Below are 14,971 nucleotides of genomic sequence, written 5' to 3' on the forward strand. Positions count from 1 at the left end.
ATATGAAACCCGTAGAGCTGAGCGACAGCAACTTCAAGAGCGAGATCGAGAGCGGGCTGACCCTGGTGGACTTCTGGGCCCCCTGGTGCGGCCCTTGCCGGATGGTGGCCCCGGTCATCGAGGAAATCGCCGGGCAGTATGAGGGCAAGGTCAAGGTCGGCAAGCTGAACGTGGACGACAACCAGCAGACGGCCATGCAGTTTCGCGTGATGAGCATTCCCACCGTGATTCTGTTCAAGGACGGCCAGCCGGTGGAGGGTGTGGTGGGCGCGCAGCCCAAACGGGCCTTCGAGCAGTTGCTCAACAAGCACGTCGAGAGCGCCGTCGGCACCAACTGAACCATTTCAAATCAATGGGCCGCTCCTTCGGGGGCGGTTTTTTGCTGGCTTGATGCCTCCGAAAAACCTTCTCCTAAAAGTGCACGATGTCCGGCGGCGTCCAGGCGTGGAGCGCCTCGCCCAGCAGAATCTCGCCGTCTTCCCACTCGCCGTGTCCGCTCTCGGCGTTGAGGTGCCCGGCCTCGCCCACCGTGACCAGCTCGGCTTCCCAGGCTTCAGCAAAGGCGGCGGCGCGCTCAAATGAAACGTAGGGGTCGTTTTCGCTGGCGATCACCAGCGCCGGAAAGGGCAGCGGCTGCATCGGTAGCGGGGCCATCGGCCTGAGCGCCTCCAGCGTGCCCGGCTGTTCCGGATCGGCGGGAGCCACCAGAATGGCCCCACGCACCCGCTCCGGCACCGGGTAGAGATGGGCGTACTGCACGATGGTCAGCACCCCGGCGGAGTGGCCCACCAGCACCACCTCGCCGGGCGTCGCCTCCACCATGTCGCTCAGGCGGGCGGCCCAGGTCTCAGGTGTGGGCGCGTTCCAGTCGTCCTGCTCCACACGCACGCCGCCGAACTTCTGCTGCCAGAGGCTGTACCAGTGCTGCGGGCTGCCGCCGCCGAGGCCGGGCGCGAAGATCAGTCGGGGAGTCATGTGGGAATGCTAGCGCCTGCGGGTGCAGCAAAAAGGAGCCGGACTCAGCAGCGTGCTGGCTCCGGCTCCTCGAATCACAAGAGAGAAGCTAGCTGGCCGTGCCCCCGCGCCGGTTGGCGGCCAGGCTGGACAGGATGGACGCCACGATGAAGGCCACGCCAATCAGGCCGGTGATGAACTCGGGAACGTGCGCGCCGCTCATGGTGTAGAGCATGATGAGTGACAGCGCGAAGATGCCGTAGTGCGCGCCGTGTTCCAGGAAGCGGTACTGCGACAGCGTGCCCTGATGGACCAGAAACAGGGTGATTGAGCGCACGAAGACCGCGCCAATCGCCAGGCCCGCCGCGATGATCACGATTTCCTTGGTGATGGCGAATGCCCCGATCACGCCGTCGAGCGAGAAGCTGGCGTCCAGCACTTCCAGATAGAGAAACGAGGCGAAGCCCGCCGCGCCTGCCCTGGCCGCCATGTTGTCCACGTCAAAGAGGCCGCCCAGCGCGTTGACCGCCAGGTAGATCAGCAGGCCCACGATGCCCGCCGCCAGCGCGGTGAGGCGCTGCTCGATCGGCACCAGAAAAAAGGTGACGCCCATCAGGGCCAGCATGGCGATGACGATCTGCACGGCTTCCACGCGGGCCAGCCCGGCCAGGCGGCTTTCCGGCATCAGCCAGTGCTCGTCCTTCTCGGTGTCGATGAAGTAATTGAGCGCCACCATCAGCAGAAACACGCCGCCGAACGCGCTGATGGTCACCGAAGCTTTTTCGAGTTCCAGAGCGTACTGCTCGGGGTTGCTGAGGGCCAGCTTGCCCACCTCGATGAAGCCCAGCCCGGCGCTCAGCGCCACAATCAGAATCGGGAAGATGAGGCGCATGCCCACCACCGCGATCAGAATGCCCCACACCAGAAAGCGCTGCTGCCACTTGGCCGACATGTTCTTGAGGACTGAGGCGTTGATGACGGCGTTGTCGAAACTCAGCGAGATCTCCATGATGCCCAGCACCAGCACCAGCAGCATGTCATTGAAGGCACGCTCCCAGCCCCCGGTGTAATGGCCGTACCAGGCCGCCAGCGCCACGGCGATGACCGTGATGATGCCTGCAAAACTAAATTCCCTCGTGATGGTGTTGCCCATAGCTGTGATTACTCCCTGCTGGGCCTCGCGCCGCAGCCAACCAACTTTGACGAATGTGACGCGCTGCGGCGCGGTGTTCCGGCGCTAGTTTCCACCACAAACGCCGCGCGGCGGAAATTAATCCCGCGTTGCGGCGAAGGCTTGAATCATAGTTTACTCAGTGGCAGATGAAGCAGAAATCGCTGGAAGCGTTACTCTGTGCGTTACAGGTTGATGCCGTAGTTGCGGGCCAGTGCGCCCAGACCACCCGCGAAGCCCTGCCCAACGGCGCGGAATTTCCACTCACCCGCGTTGCGGTAGATCTCGGCAAAGATGACGGCGGTCTCGGTGGAGAAGTCCTCGCCCAGATCGAAGCGCACGATCTCGTTGTTGGACTTCTCGTTGACCAGCCGGATGAAGGCGTTGCGGACCTGCCCGAAGCTCTGGCGGCGGGCCTCAGCATCGTGGATGGTGACCGTGAACGAGACGGTCTGGATGTCGGCGGGCACCTTCGAGAGGTCAATCTTGATCTGCTCGTCGTCGCCCTCACCGGCTCCGGTGCGGTTGTCGCCGGTATGCTGCACCGAGCCGTCGGTGCTCCGCATCTGGTTGTAGAAGATGAAATCGGAATCGGCGCGAACCTTGCCCGAAGCGTTCAGCAAAAAGGCGCTGGCGTCAAGGTCGAAGTCCTGGCCGTCGGTGCTCCTGACGTCCCAGCCGAGGCCCAGAATGGCCTGGGTCAGGTTGGGGTCTTCTTTGCTCAGCGAGAGGTTGCCGCCTTTGGCGAGTGTAATGGGCATGGTTGTTTCCTCCTGGGAAAAGGGTTGAGACGGTGAAATCGCGGTTCCGTCAACGTACAGCATTACGGGGTGTGAGAATGAAAAGTTGTCGCCGCTCGTTTAAGTGTCGTTAACTCAACAGCTTTAGCCCAGCAGCCCTTGCCGCTTGGCATTGGTCAGGTAACTGTCGTATTCCTGAAGCAGCATCTCGTAAAGCTGGCCGTCAGGCAAGGTGTCGATGTTCTCGATCTGCACGAAGTCGGCGTTGTCGATGAAGCGGCCCGAGAGATCGTCCAGCTTTTGCAAAAACGCGAACTTCTCGCGGCCCACGCCCACGAACTTCCAGAACACCGGCTCCAGACTGGCCTCCTTGAGCTGCGCCTCGGATTCCTTCTTGTCGAAGGTCTCGCCGTCAGTGATGAAGATGACGTACACGGGTGTCTTTTCCATCAGGGCGGTCTTGCGGGGTTTGGCAGCGCCGAAGTAGTGTTTGCGGACTTCCTGCATGGCGCGGGCGTACATGGTGCCGCCCTCGAGCGGGTAGCGTTTCACCAGCTGCTCGACGGCCCCGGCGATACCCTCGATGCCGATGTCGCCCGCGTCGTGGGCCTGGAGGCCGAACAGAAAGACGTCCATGCGCCCGTCGTCGTCGAAGCGGCTGGCCAGCGCCAGGGTCTTCTCGGCCACCCGCTGCACCACGCCCTGACGGTAGAGGGTACTCATGCTGGCCGAGATGTCGAGCACCAGGGCCACCCGCGCCGTGTGTTCGTCCAGCCCGCGCTTCTTGAGGCTGACCTCGGCCTGCTTGACCAGAGAGAGAAGCTGCGGGGCCTTTTCGGCAATTTCCTTGTCGAGCCGGACCTGGGTCTGCTTTTTCAGGCTGACGGCGGGAGCGGCGGGCTGTGGGGGCGGTGCTGGCACGGCGGGGGCCTGGCCGGGCGCTTCCACCTCGCCGCCGAAGTACACGATCAGGTCGCCCAGGCCGCCGTTGAAACCCTGCCCGACGGCCCCGACGCGCCACTCGCCGGAGTGTTTGTAGAGTTCGAGCAGCATGGCCGCCTTCTCACTCTTGAGGGCGGGCCTGGCATCGAAGCTGACGCTGCCAAGTGTGACCAGGAGCTGCGGGGCGCTGGCGACAGGCGCAGTGTCGTGGGTCGCGGTGAACATCACCCGCTCGATGGTGGGCGGCAGCTTGCTGAGGTCGACGCTGAAGTTGGCTTCATCTGTGCCGAGCTGCGCCGTGATCTCGCCCTGCGGCGTGCGCGGGTTGTTGTAAAAGGCGATGTAGTCGTCCCCGGCCATCTTGCGCTCGGCACTGAGGCCGAAGGCGCTGATGTCCAGCCCCGCCAGGCCGTGCCGCACCGTGACAGTCAGCGGACTCGTGAGGCCCACGTCCGAGAATTTACGTTTTTCACCGGCTTGCAGTTGGGTCATATTATTTGCGCCCCGCCTTCCAGCTGAACCCGAAGCCGAACGCCTCGTCGCAGTCGCGGTGGCCCGAGAAGTAGCGCTCCTCCTTGGTAATCACCAGCTCGCTGCCCTGGGCCTGTACCAGTGCCACCGCGCAGAACGGCAGGGCGGCGGGGTTGGAGAGCTGCATCTTGATCTCGTTGCCCTGCGGATCGTTGAAGCTCAGCCGTCCGCCGACCTCGCTGAAGTTGCCCGCACCCTCGTAGATGAAGGCGAAGATCAGCACCTTGCAAATCAGGTCGGGGCGCTCGATATAGAGGTTCTCGCCGCCTGCCGACGCACCGGAGCGGTCATCCTGATCGAGCTTGATGAAGGGCGGCCCGCCCGCGTTGCCGAAGTTGCCGCCAAGGGCCTGAATGACCCCCTTCTCGCCGCTGGCCAGCTCATACATGCAGCCCAGGTCGAGGTCGGCGGCCGCATTCGTGCCGGTCACGCTGCCGAGCAGCTTGCTCAGGAAGCCGCCGCCACCGCTGGGGGCCGCGTTGGTGGGCTTGGCGTCCCAGTTGAGGTTGACATGCACCCGCTGTGTCCCGGCCTTCTGAAGGCTGATGCGCGCACTCTGGCCCTGCTTGTCGAGGGTGATCTTGGTGAGCGAGATGGGCCGTGCTGAAGAGGAACTGGCAGGCGCGGACGCGTTCCGGTTGAGGCTCAGCGGCCCCCCGCCGGACGGAGGGCTGGCCGGACTCGCAAGCGGCGTGGGCGCGTCAGAGCGTCCGTGCCGCGACAGGTTGAGGCCGCCCGTTGGAGGCTGGGGAACCGGGGCGGGTGGGGACGGCGGTGCAGGCGTGGGGATGGGCGGCGCGGCGGGCCGCAGATCCGGCACCCCGCTGCCGCCGAAATGCCGCATCAGTCCGCCGAGGCCGTCGGCGAAACCCTGTCCGTTGACCATCAGTCGCCAGGCTCCCTGATGGCGGTACAGCTCGAGGGCGATGATGGCCCGCTCGTTGCCGAAGTCGGAGCCGCTGAAGGTCCAGCTCGCGGCGGACGGGCCACTTGGGGCGCTGAGGCTGACCTCGCCGCGCCCGACTCCGCGCAGATCGCCGTTCTCCGGCACGAGGCCGAAGGCCAGCCGCTCCACGCCGGGCGACAGGCGGGCCAGCTCTACCCTGAAGCGCTCCGCCTGGAACGTCACTGCGCCGTCATGACTGCGTGGCTGGGCGGGCGACACGGTGGCGTCGGGCTGGATCAGTCGGCTGTCCGCGCCGAGCACAAAGCACACGGCGGCGTAGCGGCTGGCCAAGCCGGAGACGCTGAAGGTCAGGTCCACGTCCTGCTGGATGTTCAGGCTGGCGAGCGGCACGCGCTGGCCGGTAGCGAGTTGCATGGCGCTCCTTTTGAATCCGGGGCTAGAAGGGGTAAGCGAACGCCCCGAAACCTGCCGCCGTGAGGCGAGGGCAGTGGGGCGTCAGTGGGGATTGGTAAAGGGCTCCGCTCAGGCGTTGACGCCGTAGCTCTTGACCAGCGCCTGGAAGCCGTCGTTGAAGCCCTGGCCGATGGCCTTGAACTTCCACTCGCCGCCGTTGCGGTAGACCTCGCCGAAGATCATGGCGGTCACAGTGCCGCCGTCTTCAGTCAGGTCGTAGCGGGCGATCTCCGCACCGCCGTCGCCGTTGAGCACGCGGGCGTAGGCCTTCTCGACCATGCCGAAGTTCTGGCCTCTGGTCTGGCCCTCGTAGATGACCACCGCGACCACGATCTTCTGCACGTCGGCGGGCACCTTATCGAGGTCCACGTTGATGACCTCGTCGTCGCCCTCACCGGCCCCGGTGCGGTTGTCGCCCTGGTGAACCACCGAGCCGTCGCTCGATGTCTTGTTGTTGAAGAACACGAAGTCCTGGTCGTTGCGCACCTTGCCCGTGTCATTGACCAAGAAGACCATCGCATCGAGGTCGAAATCGGCCCCGTCGGTGCGGCGGGTATCCCAGCCGAGACCCACGCTGATCTTCTTGAGGCCGGGTGCTTCCTTACTGAGCGAGACGTTGCCGCCTTTGGTGAGAGATACGGGCATAGGGATTCCTCCTGAAACAAGTAGAACCAAACGGTAGAGCTGAGGGCGTGCGGCCCATGCCCACCACCGCCGGAGAGGGAGCCAGGGCAGAGATTGAAAACGTCAGACTGTCCAGATTCCAGTGTAGAGATCACTTTGCCTGGACAGATTGTGAAAACCATCATGTTTTAGCAAGGCCCCTCTCATCTTCTCAGCATGACTGAGGAGCGCCGGAAGGAAGCAGTTCCCCCCGCTCGCCGAGGGCTGGGTAGGCTTCGCCGCGCTCACGGTAGAGCGGCGCAAGGTCGGGGTAGGCCCACTCGAACGTCAGGCGTGCCAGATCGGCCGCAGCCAGTTGCGGCTGCTGGTACAGTCCGGCGGCCAGGCGCTGGCGCTGTGCCTCGAACAGAATGGTCGCGGCGGCCACCGAGACGTTCAGGCTCTGCACCATCCCGAACATCGGAATGACGATGTTGGCGTCGGCAGCGTCGGCGGCCTCGTCCGACACACCCCATTTCTCCGCGCCCAGCAGCAGGCAGGTCGGGCGGGTGTAGTCCGGTTCGCGGTAATCCACGCTGCGCTGCGAGAGGTGGGTGGCGAGCACCTGCATCCCGCCCGCCTGCAAGGCCCGCACGGCGCTCACGGCGTCCGGGTGGGCCTGAACGTTCACCCATTTCTCGGCGCTGCCGGAGGTGGCATTGAAAGTCGGCAGGTGGCCGGATTCGCGGCCGTTGTTCGGCGGCACGGCGTGGGCCGTCAGCACGCCCACCGCGTCGCAGGTTCTGAGAATGGCGCTGAAGTTGTGCGGCTTGTTGACCTCGTCCATCAGCACCGTGAGGGTGGGCTGGCGCAGGGCAAGCACCCGCTGAATCTTGGCGTAGCGTTCGGGCGTCATGGGTGCAGGCTAGCAGGCGCGTCCGGGGTCGGCTTCTCGGCACCGTGACCCCTGCCACCCCCCCCACTACCCGGTCTTGACAGAATCCAGTGAGAGATGCCTGGCCATACTGAACTTCTAATGCTTCACGCCCCGAACCTGACTTCGCCTCACAGTTTCACGACCCGTTTCGGCGGCGTCTCGGAGGGCGTCTACGCTGCGCCGAACGACGGCGGCGGCCTGAATATGGACGGCCGGGCCATCGGCGGCGTGCAGGACGACCCGCAGAGCGTCACCGAGAACCGTCGCCGCGCCCTGGCCGCGCTGGGATTTGGGCCGCCGGACCTGGCGCTACTGTGGCAAATTCACGGCGCGGACGTGGTGCAGGCCCAGCCGGACGTGACCCAGACGGCGGACGCCCAGGTGAGTGACCGCCCCGGTACGTTGCTGGGCATTCTTACCGCCGACTGCTTCCCCATTTTGTTCGAAGACCCCGAGGCGGGCGTGATCGGCGCGGCCCACGCGGGCTGGAAGGGGACGCTGGAGCGGGTGGCGGCGCGGACGGTCACGGCCATGCTGCGCCTCGGCGCACGCCCCGAGCGCATCCGGGCCGCTGTGGGACCGGGCATCAGTGCCGCGCGCTACCAGGTGGGCGCAGACGTGGCCGGGCAATTCACGGCGGCAGGTCTGGGCGCGCACGTCCAGGAGCGGCAGCTTGGCCTGGCTGGAGCCAACCGGCAGGTGCTGCTTGAGGCGGGCCTGCTGGACCCGCAGATCTGGCTCTCTGGCCGCTGCACCTTCGAGCCGGCCTTCTACTCGCACCGCCGCGACGCCGGGCGCACTGGGCGGATGCTGGCCCTGATCGGTCTGAGGCGGGCCTGATATGCCCGGCGTCAACGATCTGATTGGCGGTGTGTCTCCGCTGCCCCGGCCCGGCGGCGGCCTGCTGCGGCCCCGCGAACTGCTCGAAAACGTGGAGCTGATCACCCCGGCCTTTCTGGAGGAGCGCGGCCTGCGCGGGCTGCTGCTCGACCTCGATAACACCCTGATTCCCTACGGCAGTTATGAGGACCGCGCCGAGATCATCGCCTGGGCTGCCGAACTGCGCCGCGCCGGGATCAAGCTCTATTTGCTCAGCAACGCCACCGCCAGGCGGGCGCAGTTCTGGCTCGACAAGCTCGACTTCGTGGGGGTGGGTCTGGCAGGCAAACCGCTGCAACGCTCCTACCGCCGGGCGCTGGCCGCCATGCAGCTCCCGGTCTCGCAGGTCGGCATGGTCGGCGACCAGCTGTTTACCGACATCCTGGGCGGCAACATCGCCGGGATGTACACCATCATGGTGCACCCGATTGTCAACAACGCGCTGCCGCATACCCACCTGGCCCGCCGTCTGGAGCGGCTGGTCCTCAAACGCTACGGCCACGACTGGTACGGCAAAGACAGGAGAACCCAGATGAAACCGGAGAAAACACTGTGACCCTTTCGATTGGAGACCGCCGCCTCGGGGCCATCTTGCTGGAGCAGGGCTACGTCAACGACACTGACCTGCAAAAAGCGCTCGACCGCCACGTCGAGGTGGGAGGCCGCCTGGCCGATATCCTGATCGACGGCGGCGTCGTGGGCGAGAAGCGCATCGCCCGCGCCCTGGAAGAAGCCTTCGGGCTGCCGCTGGTCGACCTCACCGCCCTGACGCCCGATCCGCATGCCATTGCCAGCATTCCGGCCTCGGCAGCGGTGCAGGCCCAGGGGGTGCCGTTCGCGCTGGAAAACGACACCCTGCGGGTGGCCTTCGTGGACGCCCTCAACAACGTCGCCATCGAGACCATGGAAGACGAGAGCGGCTACATCATCGAGCCGTACCAGGCGCTGCGCGAGCAGGTGGCCTGGGCGATTGCCAGCTTCTACCCCGAACTCGGCCTGCCCATTCCGGCGCTGAGCGAGAGCAGGGCGTCGGGATTGTCGCTGCTGGGCCAGCGCCTGGTGTCGCGCGGCTACGTCAGTGAGGAGCAGGTCCTGTCGGCCCTGGAGCAGCAGCGCAGCAGCGGCGTGTCGCTCGGTACGGTGCTGCTCGGCTCCAAGCTGCTGACCGAAGACCAGCTCTACGAGACGCTGGCTGAGCAGGAAGACAGCCAGTATGTGCGCGACACCCGTGAATACCAGCCCACCGAGGAGGTGCTGGGGCTGCTGCTGCGTGCCGATGCCCTGCGGCTGGCCTCGGTGCCGGTCAGTCAGGATGGAAACGTCGTCAGCGTCATTACCGGCGATTTGCGGCGGCGTGAGGACATCGAGGCATTGATCGGCCACAAGGTCAGGCTGATGCTGGCCCGGCCCAGCGACGTGGATACCCTGATCGACCGCGCCTACCCGCAAAAGGGGAGACTCGGCGAGGCGATGGTGCAGCAGGGGACTCTGTCTCGGGCGCAACTGCGCGAGGCGCTTCAGGTGCAGGCCCGCCAGGGCAAGGTCAAGCCGCTGGGCGAGGTCATCATGGACCTGGGCTTCGCGGGCAGCGAGGAGATCGACGCGGCCCTGGTCAAACAGAACGCTGGGGGCGGCAGACTCGAAGACACCCTGGTGCAGTCGGGCAAGCTCAGCCCCGAGATGCTGGCGCGCTCGCTGGCCGCCCAACTGGGGTATGAGTTCGTCGATCCGGTGACCTCGCCGCCCGACACCAAGGTCGCCCTGATGATTCCCGAGGCCACCGCCCGGCGCTACACCGTGGTCCCGATGCGGCTGCAAGGCGAGTCACTGGTCATTGCCATGAAAGACCCGCGCAACGTGTTCGCGCTCGACGACCTCAAGCTGATCACCGGGCGCGAGATCCTGCCCGCCGTGATGGCCGAGAAGGACATCGTGCGCCTGATCGAGCGGTACTTCGGCGACAAGGACATGGCCAAGCTCAACGAGGAGCTGGCCAAGTCCAGCCGTCAGAAGGACAAAGAAAAGGAGAGCGTCGACCTCTCGTCACTCGACGACAATGCGGTGGTGCGGGTAATCGACGGCCTGATCCGTGAGGCCGCCCTGCAAGACGCCTCGGACATTCACATCGAACCCACCGAGCACAGCGTGCGGGTGCGCTACCGCATCGACGGCTCGCTGCGCGAACACATGGAGCTGCCCAGGGGCGCGGCCCAGAGCATGCTGGCCCGCATCAAGATCATGGGCAACCTTGACATCGCCGAGCGCCGCGTGCCGCAAGACGGCCGGGTGCGCTTCAAGAAGGGCAGCATCGACCTCGATCTGCGTCTCTCGACCCTGCCCACCGTCTACGGTGAGAAGGCCGTGATGCGCCTGCTGCAAAAAGCCAGCAACATTCCCGAAGTCGAGCAGCTCGGGTTTTCCGAGCACAATTTCCAGCGCTTTCTCGACGTGATCGAAAAGCCCAACGGCATCTTTCTGGTGACCGGCCCCACCGGGTCGGGCAAGTCGTTTAGCAGCTTCTCGACTTTGAAGCGCATCGCCCGGCCCGACAAGAACACCACCACCATCGAAGACCCCATCGAATATGAGATTCCCGGCATCATCCAATCACAGGTCAATACGGTGGCGGGCTTTACCTTCGCCCGCGCCCTGAGGGCTTTTTTGCGCCAGGACCCTGACATCATCTTCGTGGGTGAGGTTCGCGACACCGAGACGGCCAAGATCGCCACCGAGGCGGCGCTGACCGGCCACCTGGTGCTGGCGACGCTTCACACCAACGACGCGCCGGGGGCGATTACGCGTCTGGAAGAGATGGGCGTGGAGCCGTTTAACATCTCGGCCTCGGTGATCGGGGTGCTGGCGCAGCGGCTGGTCCGCAAGGTCTGCACCGAGTGCAAGCGCCCCACCAACGCCGACCCGGAAGTGCTGCGGCGGCTCGGCATCGGCGAGCGCGAACTCCGGGGCGCGAACCTGCAACGTGGCGCAGGCTGCCCGCGCTGCGGCGGCACCGGCTACAAGGGCCGCATGGGCATTCACGAACTGATGGTGGTGGACGACCCGATTCGCCGCGCCATCGGGACCCACCAGACCGCTGCCGAGATCCGTGAGGTCGCCACCACCCAGAGCGGGATGAAGACCTTGCGCCAGGACGGCGTCGAGAAGGCCCTGATCGGCCTGACCACGCTCGAAGAAGTGCTGGCCGTGACCAGCAACTGACTGCCCGTTTTCTCCGTTTTTTCTGCTTTGCCCGTTCGACCCGTTTCAAGGAGACGCCATGACAACGTTCGGCCCCGACATCACCGACATTCTGCGGATCGCCGCCGAAAAAGACGCCTCCGACGTGATCCTGACCGTCGGCCTGCCGCCTCAGTTCAAGCTCTCGGGCGTCTACGGGCACCAGGACATGGCAGTGCTGGGCGCAACCGACACCCGCAAGCTGATGTACAGCATGATGAACGACAAGCAGCAGCGCCAGTTCGAGGACAAGCGCGAGCTCGACTTCTCCTTTGCGCTGGGCGAGCAGGCCCGCTTCCGTGTCAACGCTTTCATGCAGCGCGGCTACGTCGGCGGCGTGATGCGTCTGATCCCCACCAAGATCAAGAGCGTGCAGGACCTCGGCCTGCCGCAGAGCGTCGTGGAGATCGCCAACGCCCCGCGCGGCCTGGTGCTGGTGACCGGCCCCACCGGCTCGGGCAAATCCACGACCCTGGCGGCCATGCTCGACTACATCAACGTCAACAAGAAGCTGCATATCGTCACCATCGAAGACCCGATCGAGTTCATGCACCAGCACAAGCAGAGTATCGTCAACCAGCGCGAGGTGGGGGCCGATACCTACGGCTTTGACAATGCCCTGCGCGCGGTGCTGCGGCAGGCCCCTGACGTGATCCTGGTGGGCGAAATGCGCGACTACGAGACCATCAAGGCCGCTGTGACCGCCGCTGAAACCGGGCACCTGGTGATGGGAACGCTGCACACCAACTCGGCCCCCGAATCGATTGACCGCATCGTGGACGTGTTCCCCGAAGAACAGCAGGCCCAGATCCGGGTGCAGCTCGCCAACAACCTGGTGGCGGTCATGACCCAGCAGCTCATTCCGCGCCTCGACGGGGGCCGGGTGCTGGCCTACGAACTGCTGGTCGCCACCCCGGCGGTGCGTGCCCTGATCCGCGAGGGCAAGACCTACCAGATCGTCTCGGTGATGCAGACCAGTTCGCGCGAGGGCATGGTGACGATGGACGCCTTCCTGGCGGGGCTGTACCGCCGCCGGATCATCAGCCACGACGCGGGTCTGGAGCGGTCCGTGGACCCCAAGGAATTCACCCGGCTGGCCAGCGATCCCGGCGGCGGCAACCCCAACGCGGTGCCGAGCGCGGGCCTGAGCAACTCCTACAATGGCCCGGCCAGCCCAGCGGCGGGCCGCAGCAACGGTGGGCGTGAGGCGGTGCCCAGCGCTTACGGCGCTCCCGAGACCCGCAGCGGCGACAAACCGTTCGGGCGGCGCTGAGCGCGGACTGGGTTGGTGTCCGCTGGCATTTGCTGAAGAGGGAACGACTGCACCTTGAGTCAGCTCCCGGCAATTGGAGTAGCGTGGCCCGCTAGACTGCGCCCACGACCCAGAATCAGAGTTAACGTCTGCCTGTGCGCCTGCGAACACTGCGCCTCGGCATGTCTGGCCGAAAACGACGTGAAGATGATGGCCGAGTGTATTCGGCGGGACCGTGACTGTGCCGATACGTGCGCGCTCACGGCCCGGCTGACGATGTGCGGCAGCGATCTGAATGGGGCGGCCTTGTGCGCCGAAGCCTGCCTTGAGTGCGGGGCGGCCTGCCGGATGGTGGCGGCTTAACCCGGTCCCTCGCCGCCCCTGGCCCGGCGCTTCTGGTAGGCCCCGGTCAGCAACTCGGCGATGTACTCGCGGGTAAACGGCATGCCGCTCTCCTCGGCGGCCCTGATTTCGGCGTCGCGGTTGTAGGTCAGCCGCACAAACTGGGCGCTGTAGCCTGGCCCGCTCTCGGCAAATTCCAGAATCAGGTAGCTCGGCAGGGTGCTGTCGAGGGGATTGCCCACCGAGCCGCAGTTGATCAGCGGGCGGCCCTCCACATCGATCATCAGCGCCTCGTGGATGTCGGCGTAGACCAAGGCGTCGGCGTACTCGCGCAGCCCCATATGCGGCTGCGGCGCGAAGGCTTCGAGCTGTTCCTGAAGGCTGCTGTGCGGGTACAGGCGGTGAAAGACCCCCTTGGAACTGGCGTGGACGAAGCGCCACCATGCGCCGCCGAACTGTTCTTCAATGCCAAAGGGCAATTCGGCAAGGTAGGTCAGCTCGGCCGCGCTCAGGCGGGTGCGCGGCCACAGGTCCTGCGGGCGGTTGGTGACGCCCGCCACCCGCGCGTCCCAGTTGCCCTGCACGGTGCGGGTGGCGTACTGACGCACCCATTCGAGCACCTCGCGCGGGCGCGGCCCCTTGCCTACCACGTCGCCCAGCACCCAGATCTCGGACAGTTGGCGGCGGCGCAAATCCTCGTGAACGGCCAGGGTCGCCTCCAGATTCGCGTGCAAATCTGCGATGACGGCGAGTCTCATGACCTTCAGTCTAGCCTGCGCGCTCCGGCGGATGGTCCGGCCAGGCCCAATGGCCCCCGCCGGGTGTGCTGCCGGATAAAGTTGCGGAAGTCAGTCTTCGGATCAGACCCAGGGTCAGTGTGCAGGTCTCTCATGCGCGTCCGGGTAAGCTGACCCCCATGAACCCGGTTCAGAGGAAGAGGGCCGCGCTCCTGAGCCTGTGTCTGAGTGCACTGCTCGGCACGGCCCAGGCTCAGGCCCAGACGCTCCAGCTCCAGGCACAGCTGCTAAGCATTCCGGCGACGCCCGCGCCCGCCGCCCAGCCCGCTCTGCCGGACGTGGCAACCAATACCGCGCCGCTGCGCCTGCACGCCGCGCCCGGCACGACGCTGGAGTACGCCACCACCCGTCAGGTGCAGGTGACGGCCTTCAGCCTCAAGGTGGTGGCCCGGCCCGGCGCAGTGCTGAGCGCCGCTGACCGCGCCAGGGTGGCTGACCTCAATACGGCGCTCAGCGGCCAGATGCCTGCCTTGCAGCACCTGATCAGCCGCGCCCAGCCCGCCGTGGCAGGCAAGCAATTTCTGAAAGTGCAGCCGACAGATGCCCAGGGCAACATGGTGCTGCTGAGCACCTGGGTCGCCGCGCCGCTGAGTCTGGGCAGCGCTGCGCCCGCGCCCCGGACGGTCCGGCTGACCCAGAGTGTCGCGCCGGACGGCACCACCCTGGACGCCCAGATCGCAGCGGACGACCCGGCCGCGCAGCGCTTTTACGACGCCCTGCCCTCCGATCAGCGCCTGAACAGCTTCGGCCAGAACGCTCAGGCCGGTCTCTACGGCCTCAATCTGGTTTCTGGCGGGACCGGCAATCTGGTGCAGGCCCTTGACCTGAGCGGGCTGCTGGGTGATCTGGCCGCTGCGCTGGGCGGCGCGGCCGTGGCCGACCAGATTCGGGCCCAGCCACTGCTGCTCGACGTGGGCACCACCTTCCTGGGCCGCAGCAAGGCCGGAGTGCTGAGCTATCAGCAGCGCTTTGCCGCCCGGCCCTGGACCCTCAGCGCCCAGGGCGCTGGCGCTCAGACCAGCACCTCCCAGACCAGTACTCTGCGCCTGACCGTGACCGACTGGAGCGGACAGGGCGGCCTGAGTTTCCGGCCCGACGGGTTGCCGCAGACCAGTGACAGCGCCCAGTCGGCGGGCCTGGACCTGGTGCTCGACGTGCCGGGGGTGCCCGCCCAGTTGCAGGCCCATCTGGAATTCACCCTGACGGCCAGCAGCGCCGCTCGCTAGAGC

The 14,971-nt window shown here is 65.9% G+C and carries 15 protein-coding genes; 7 read left to right on the forward strand and 8 right to left on the reverse strand.

Annotation, left to right across the window (positions count from 1 at the left end; all coding sequences use genetic code 11):
* Positions 1–2: 2 nt before the first annotated feature.
* Entirely contained in the window at positions 3–338 is a 336-nt protein-coding gene (gene trxA / locus N0D28_RS02800; protein ID WP_260560878.1) for a thioredoxin, read from the forward strand.
* A gap of 73 nt (positions 339–411) precedes the next feature.
* Here trxA and N0D28_RS02805 read toward each other — a convergent pair whose 3' ends face one another.
* The 7 genes from N0D28_RS02805 to trmH form a co-directional block, all read right to left on the reverse strand.
* Positions 412–975, reverse strand: coding sequence for an RBBP9/YdeN family alpha/beta hydrolase (locus tag N0D28_RS02805; protein WP_260560879.1), 564 nt, complete (start codon positions 973–975; stop codon positions 412–414).
* A gap of 88 nt (positions 976–1,063) precedes the next feature.
* Complete coding sequence (locus tag N0D28_RS02810) at positions 1,064–2,107, reverse strand: DUF475 domain-containing protein (protein ID WP_260560880.1); 1,044 nt, start codon at positions 2,105–2,107, stop codon at positions 1,064–1,066.
* 203 nt (positions 2,108–2,310) lie between these two features.
* Complete coding sequence (locus N0D28_RS02815) at positions 2,311–2,886, reverse strand: TerD family protein (protein WP_260560881.1); 576 nt, start codon at positions 2,884–2,886, stop codon at positions 2,311–2,313.
* A gap of 123 nt (positions 2,887–3,009) precedes the next feature.
* Positions 3,010–4,299, reverse strand: a complete 1,290-nt coding sequence (locus N0D28_RS02820) for a VWA domain-containing protein (protein WP_260560882.1) — start codon at positions 4,297–4,299, stop codon at positions 3,010–3,012.
* Position 4,300: 1 nt separating this feature from the next.
* Complete coding sequence (locus tag N0D28_RS02825) at positions 4,301–5,659, reverse strand: TerD family protein (protein WP_260560883.1); 1,359 nt, start codon at positions 5,657–5,659, stop codon at positions 4,301–4,303.
* Positions 5,660–5,767: 108 nt separating this feature from the next.
* Positions 5,768–6,343, reverse strand: coding sequence for a TerD family protein (locus N0D28_RS02830; RefSeq protein ID WP_260560884.1), 576 nt, complete (start codon positions 6,341–6,343; stop codon positions 5,768–5,770).
* A 190-nt stretch (positions 6,344–6,533) separates the two neighbouring features.
* Positions 6,534–7,217: a tRNA (guanosine(18)-2'-O)-methyltransferase TrmH gene (trmH, locus tag N0D28_RS02835; RefSeq protein WP_260560885.1), complete on the reverse strand. Its 684-nt coding sequence runs from the start codon at positions 7,215–7,217 to the stop codon at positions 6,534–6,536.
* A 120-nt stretch (positions 7,218–7,337) separates the two neighbouring features.
* On the opposite strand from trmH, the gene pgeF reads away from it, so the two are divergent.
* The 5 genes from pgeF (at position 7,338) to N0D28_RS15735 (ending at position 12,966) form a co-directional block, all read left to right on the forward strand.
* Entirely contained in the window at positions 7,338–8,078 is a 741-nt protein-coding gene (pgeF, locus tag N0D28_RS02840; protein ID WP_260560886.1) for a peptidoglycan editing factor PgeF, read from the forward strand.
* A 1-nt stretch (position 8,079) separates the two neighbouring features.
* Positions 8,080–8,673, forward strand: a complete 594-nt coding sequence (locus N0D28_RS02845; protein WP_260560887.1) for a YqeG family HAD IIIA-type phosphatase — start codon at positions 8,080–8,082, stop codon at positions 8,671–8,673.
* Complete coding sequence (locus tag N0D28_RS02850) at positions 8,670–11,333, forward strand: ATPase, T2SS/T4P/T4SS family (protein ID WP_260560888.1); 2,664 nt, start codon at positions 8,670–8,672, stop codon at positions 11,331–11,333. Before N0D28_RS02845 ends, N0D28_RS02850 begins: the two co-directional genes overlap by 4 nt.
* Before the next feature lie 58 nt (positions 11,334–11,391).
* Positions 11,392–12,624 (forward strand): type IV pilus twitching motility protein PilT, encoded by a 1,233-nt coding sequence (locus tag N0D28_RS02855; RefSeq protein WP_260560889.1) that lies wholly within the window; start codon positions 11,392–11,394, stop codon positions 12,622–12,624.
* 180 nt (positions 12,625–12,804) lie between these two features.
* Positions 12,805–12,966 (forward strand): four-helix bundle copper-binding protein, encoded by a 162-nt coding sequence (locus N0D28_RS15735; protein WP_512699006.1) that lies wholly within the window; start codon positions 12,805–12,807, stop codon positions 12,964–12,966.
* On the opposite strand, the gene N0D28_RS02860 is transcribed toward N0D28_RS15735, so the two are convergent.
* Entirely contained in the window at positions 12,963–13,703 is a 741-nt protein-coding gene (locus N0D28_RS02860) for a metallophosphoesterase family protein (RefSeq protein ID WP_260560890.1), read from the reverse strand. The two genes, N0D28_RS15735 and N0D28_RS02860, sit on opposite strands and share 4 nt — an antisense overlap.
* Before the next feature lie 158 nt (positions 13,704–13,861).
* On the opposite strand from N0D28_RS02860, the gene N0D28_RS02865 reads away from it, so the two are divergent.
* Positions 13,862–14,968 carry a hypothetical protein gene (locus N0D28_RS02865; RefSeq protein WP_260560891.1) on the forward strand — a complete coding sequence of 369 codons (1,107 nt, stop codon included), beginning with the start codon at positions 13,862–13,864 and terminating at the stop codon, positions 14,966–14,968.
* Positions 14,969–14,971 lie beyond the last annotated feature (3 nt).

The organism is Deinococcus rubellus, assembly GCF_025244745.1.
In the GTDB taxonomy this organism is placed as follows: domain Bacteria; phylum Deinococcota; class Deinococci; order Deinococcales; family Deinococcaceae; genus Deinococcus; species Deinococcus rubellus.

Bases quoted from the DNA above. Each gene is read 5' to 3' on its own strand.
- pgeF (WP_260560886.1), top strand. From the start codon at position 7,338: ATGCTTCACGCCCCGAACCTGACTTCGCCTCACAGTTTCACGACCCGT.
- N0D28_RS02815 (WP_260560881.1), bottom strand. From the start codon at position 2,886: ATGCCCATTACACTCGCCAAAGGCGGCAACCTCTCGCTGAGCAAAGAA.
- N0D28_RS02810 (WP_260560880.1), bottom strand. From the start codon at position 2,107: ATGGGCAACACCATCACGAGGGAATTTAGTTTTGCAGGCATCATCACG.
- trmH (WP_260560885.1), bottom strand. From the start codon at position 7,217: ATGACGCCCGAACGCTACGCCAAGATTCAGCGGGTGCTTGCCCTGCGC.
- N0D28_RS02805 (WP_260560879.1), bottom strand. From the start codon at position 975: ATGACTCCCCGACTGATCTTCGCGCCCGGCCTCGGCGGCGGCAGCCCG.
- N0D28_RS02865 (WP_260560891.1), top strand. From the start codon at position 13,862: ATGAACCCGGTTCAGAGGAAGAGGGCCGCGCTCCTGAGCCTGTGTCTG.
- N0D28_RS02820 (WP_260560882.1), bottom strand. From the start codon at position 4,299: ATGACCCAACTGCAAGCCGGTGAAAAACGTAAATTCTCGGACGTGGGC.
- N0D28_RS02845 (WP_260560887.1), top strand. From the start codon at position 8,080: ATGCCCGGCGTCAACGATCTGATTGGCGGTGTGTCTCCGCTGCCCCGG.
- trxA (WP_260560878.1), top strand. From the start codon at position 3: ATGAAACCCGTAGAGCTGAGCGACAGCAACTTCAAGAGCGAGATCGAG.
- N0D28_RS02860 (WP_260560890.1), bottom strand. From the start codon at position 13,703: ATGAGACTCGCCGTCATCGCAGATTTGCACGCGAATCTGGAGGCGACC.
- N0D28_RS02855 (WP_260560889.1), top strand. From the start codon at position 11,392: ATGACAACGTTCGGCCCCGACATCACCGACATTCTGCGGATCGCCGCC.
- N0D28_RS02830 (WP_260560884.1), bottom strand. From the start codon at position 6,343: ATGCCCGTATCTCTCACCAAAGGCGGCAACGTCTCGCTCAGTAAGGAA.
- N0D28_RS02825 (WP_260560883.1), bottom strand. From the start codon at position 5,659: ATGCAACTCGCTACCGGCCAGCGCGTGCCGCTCGCCAGCCTGAACATC.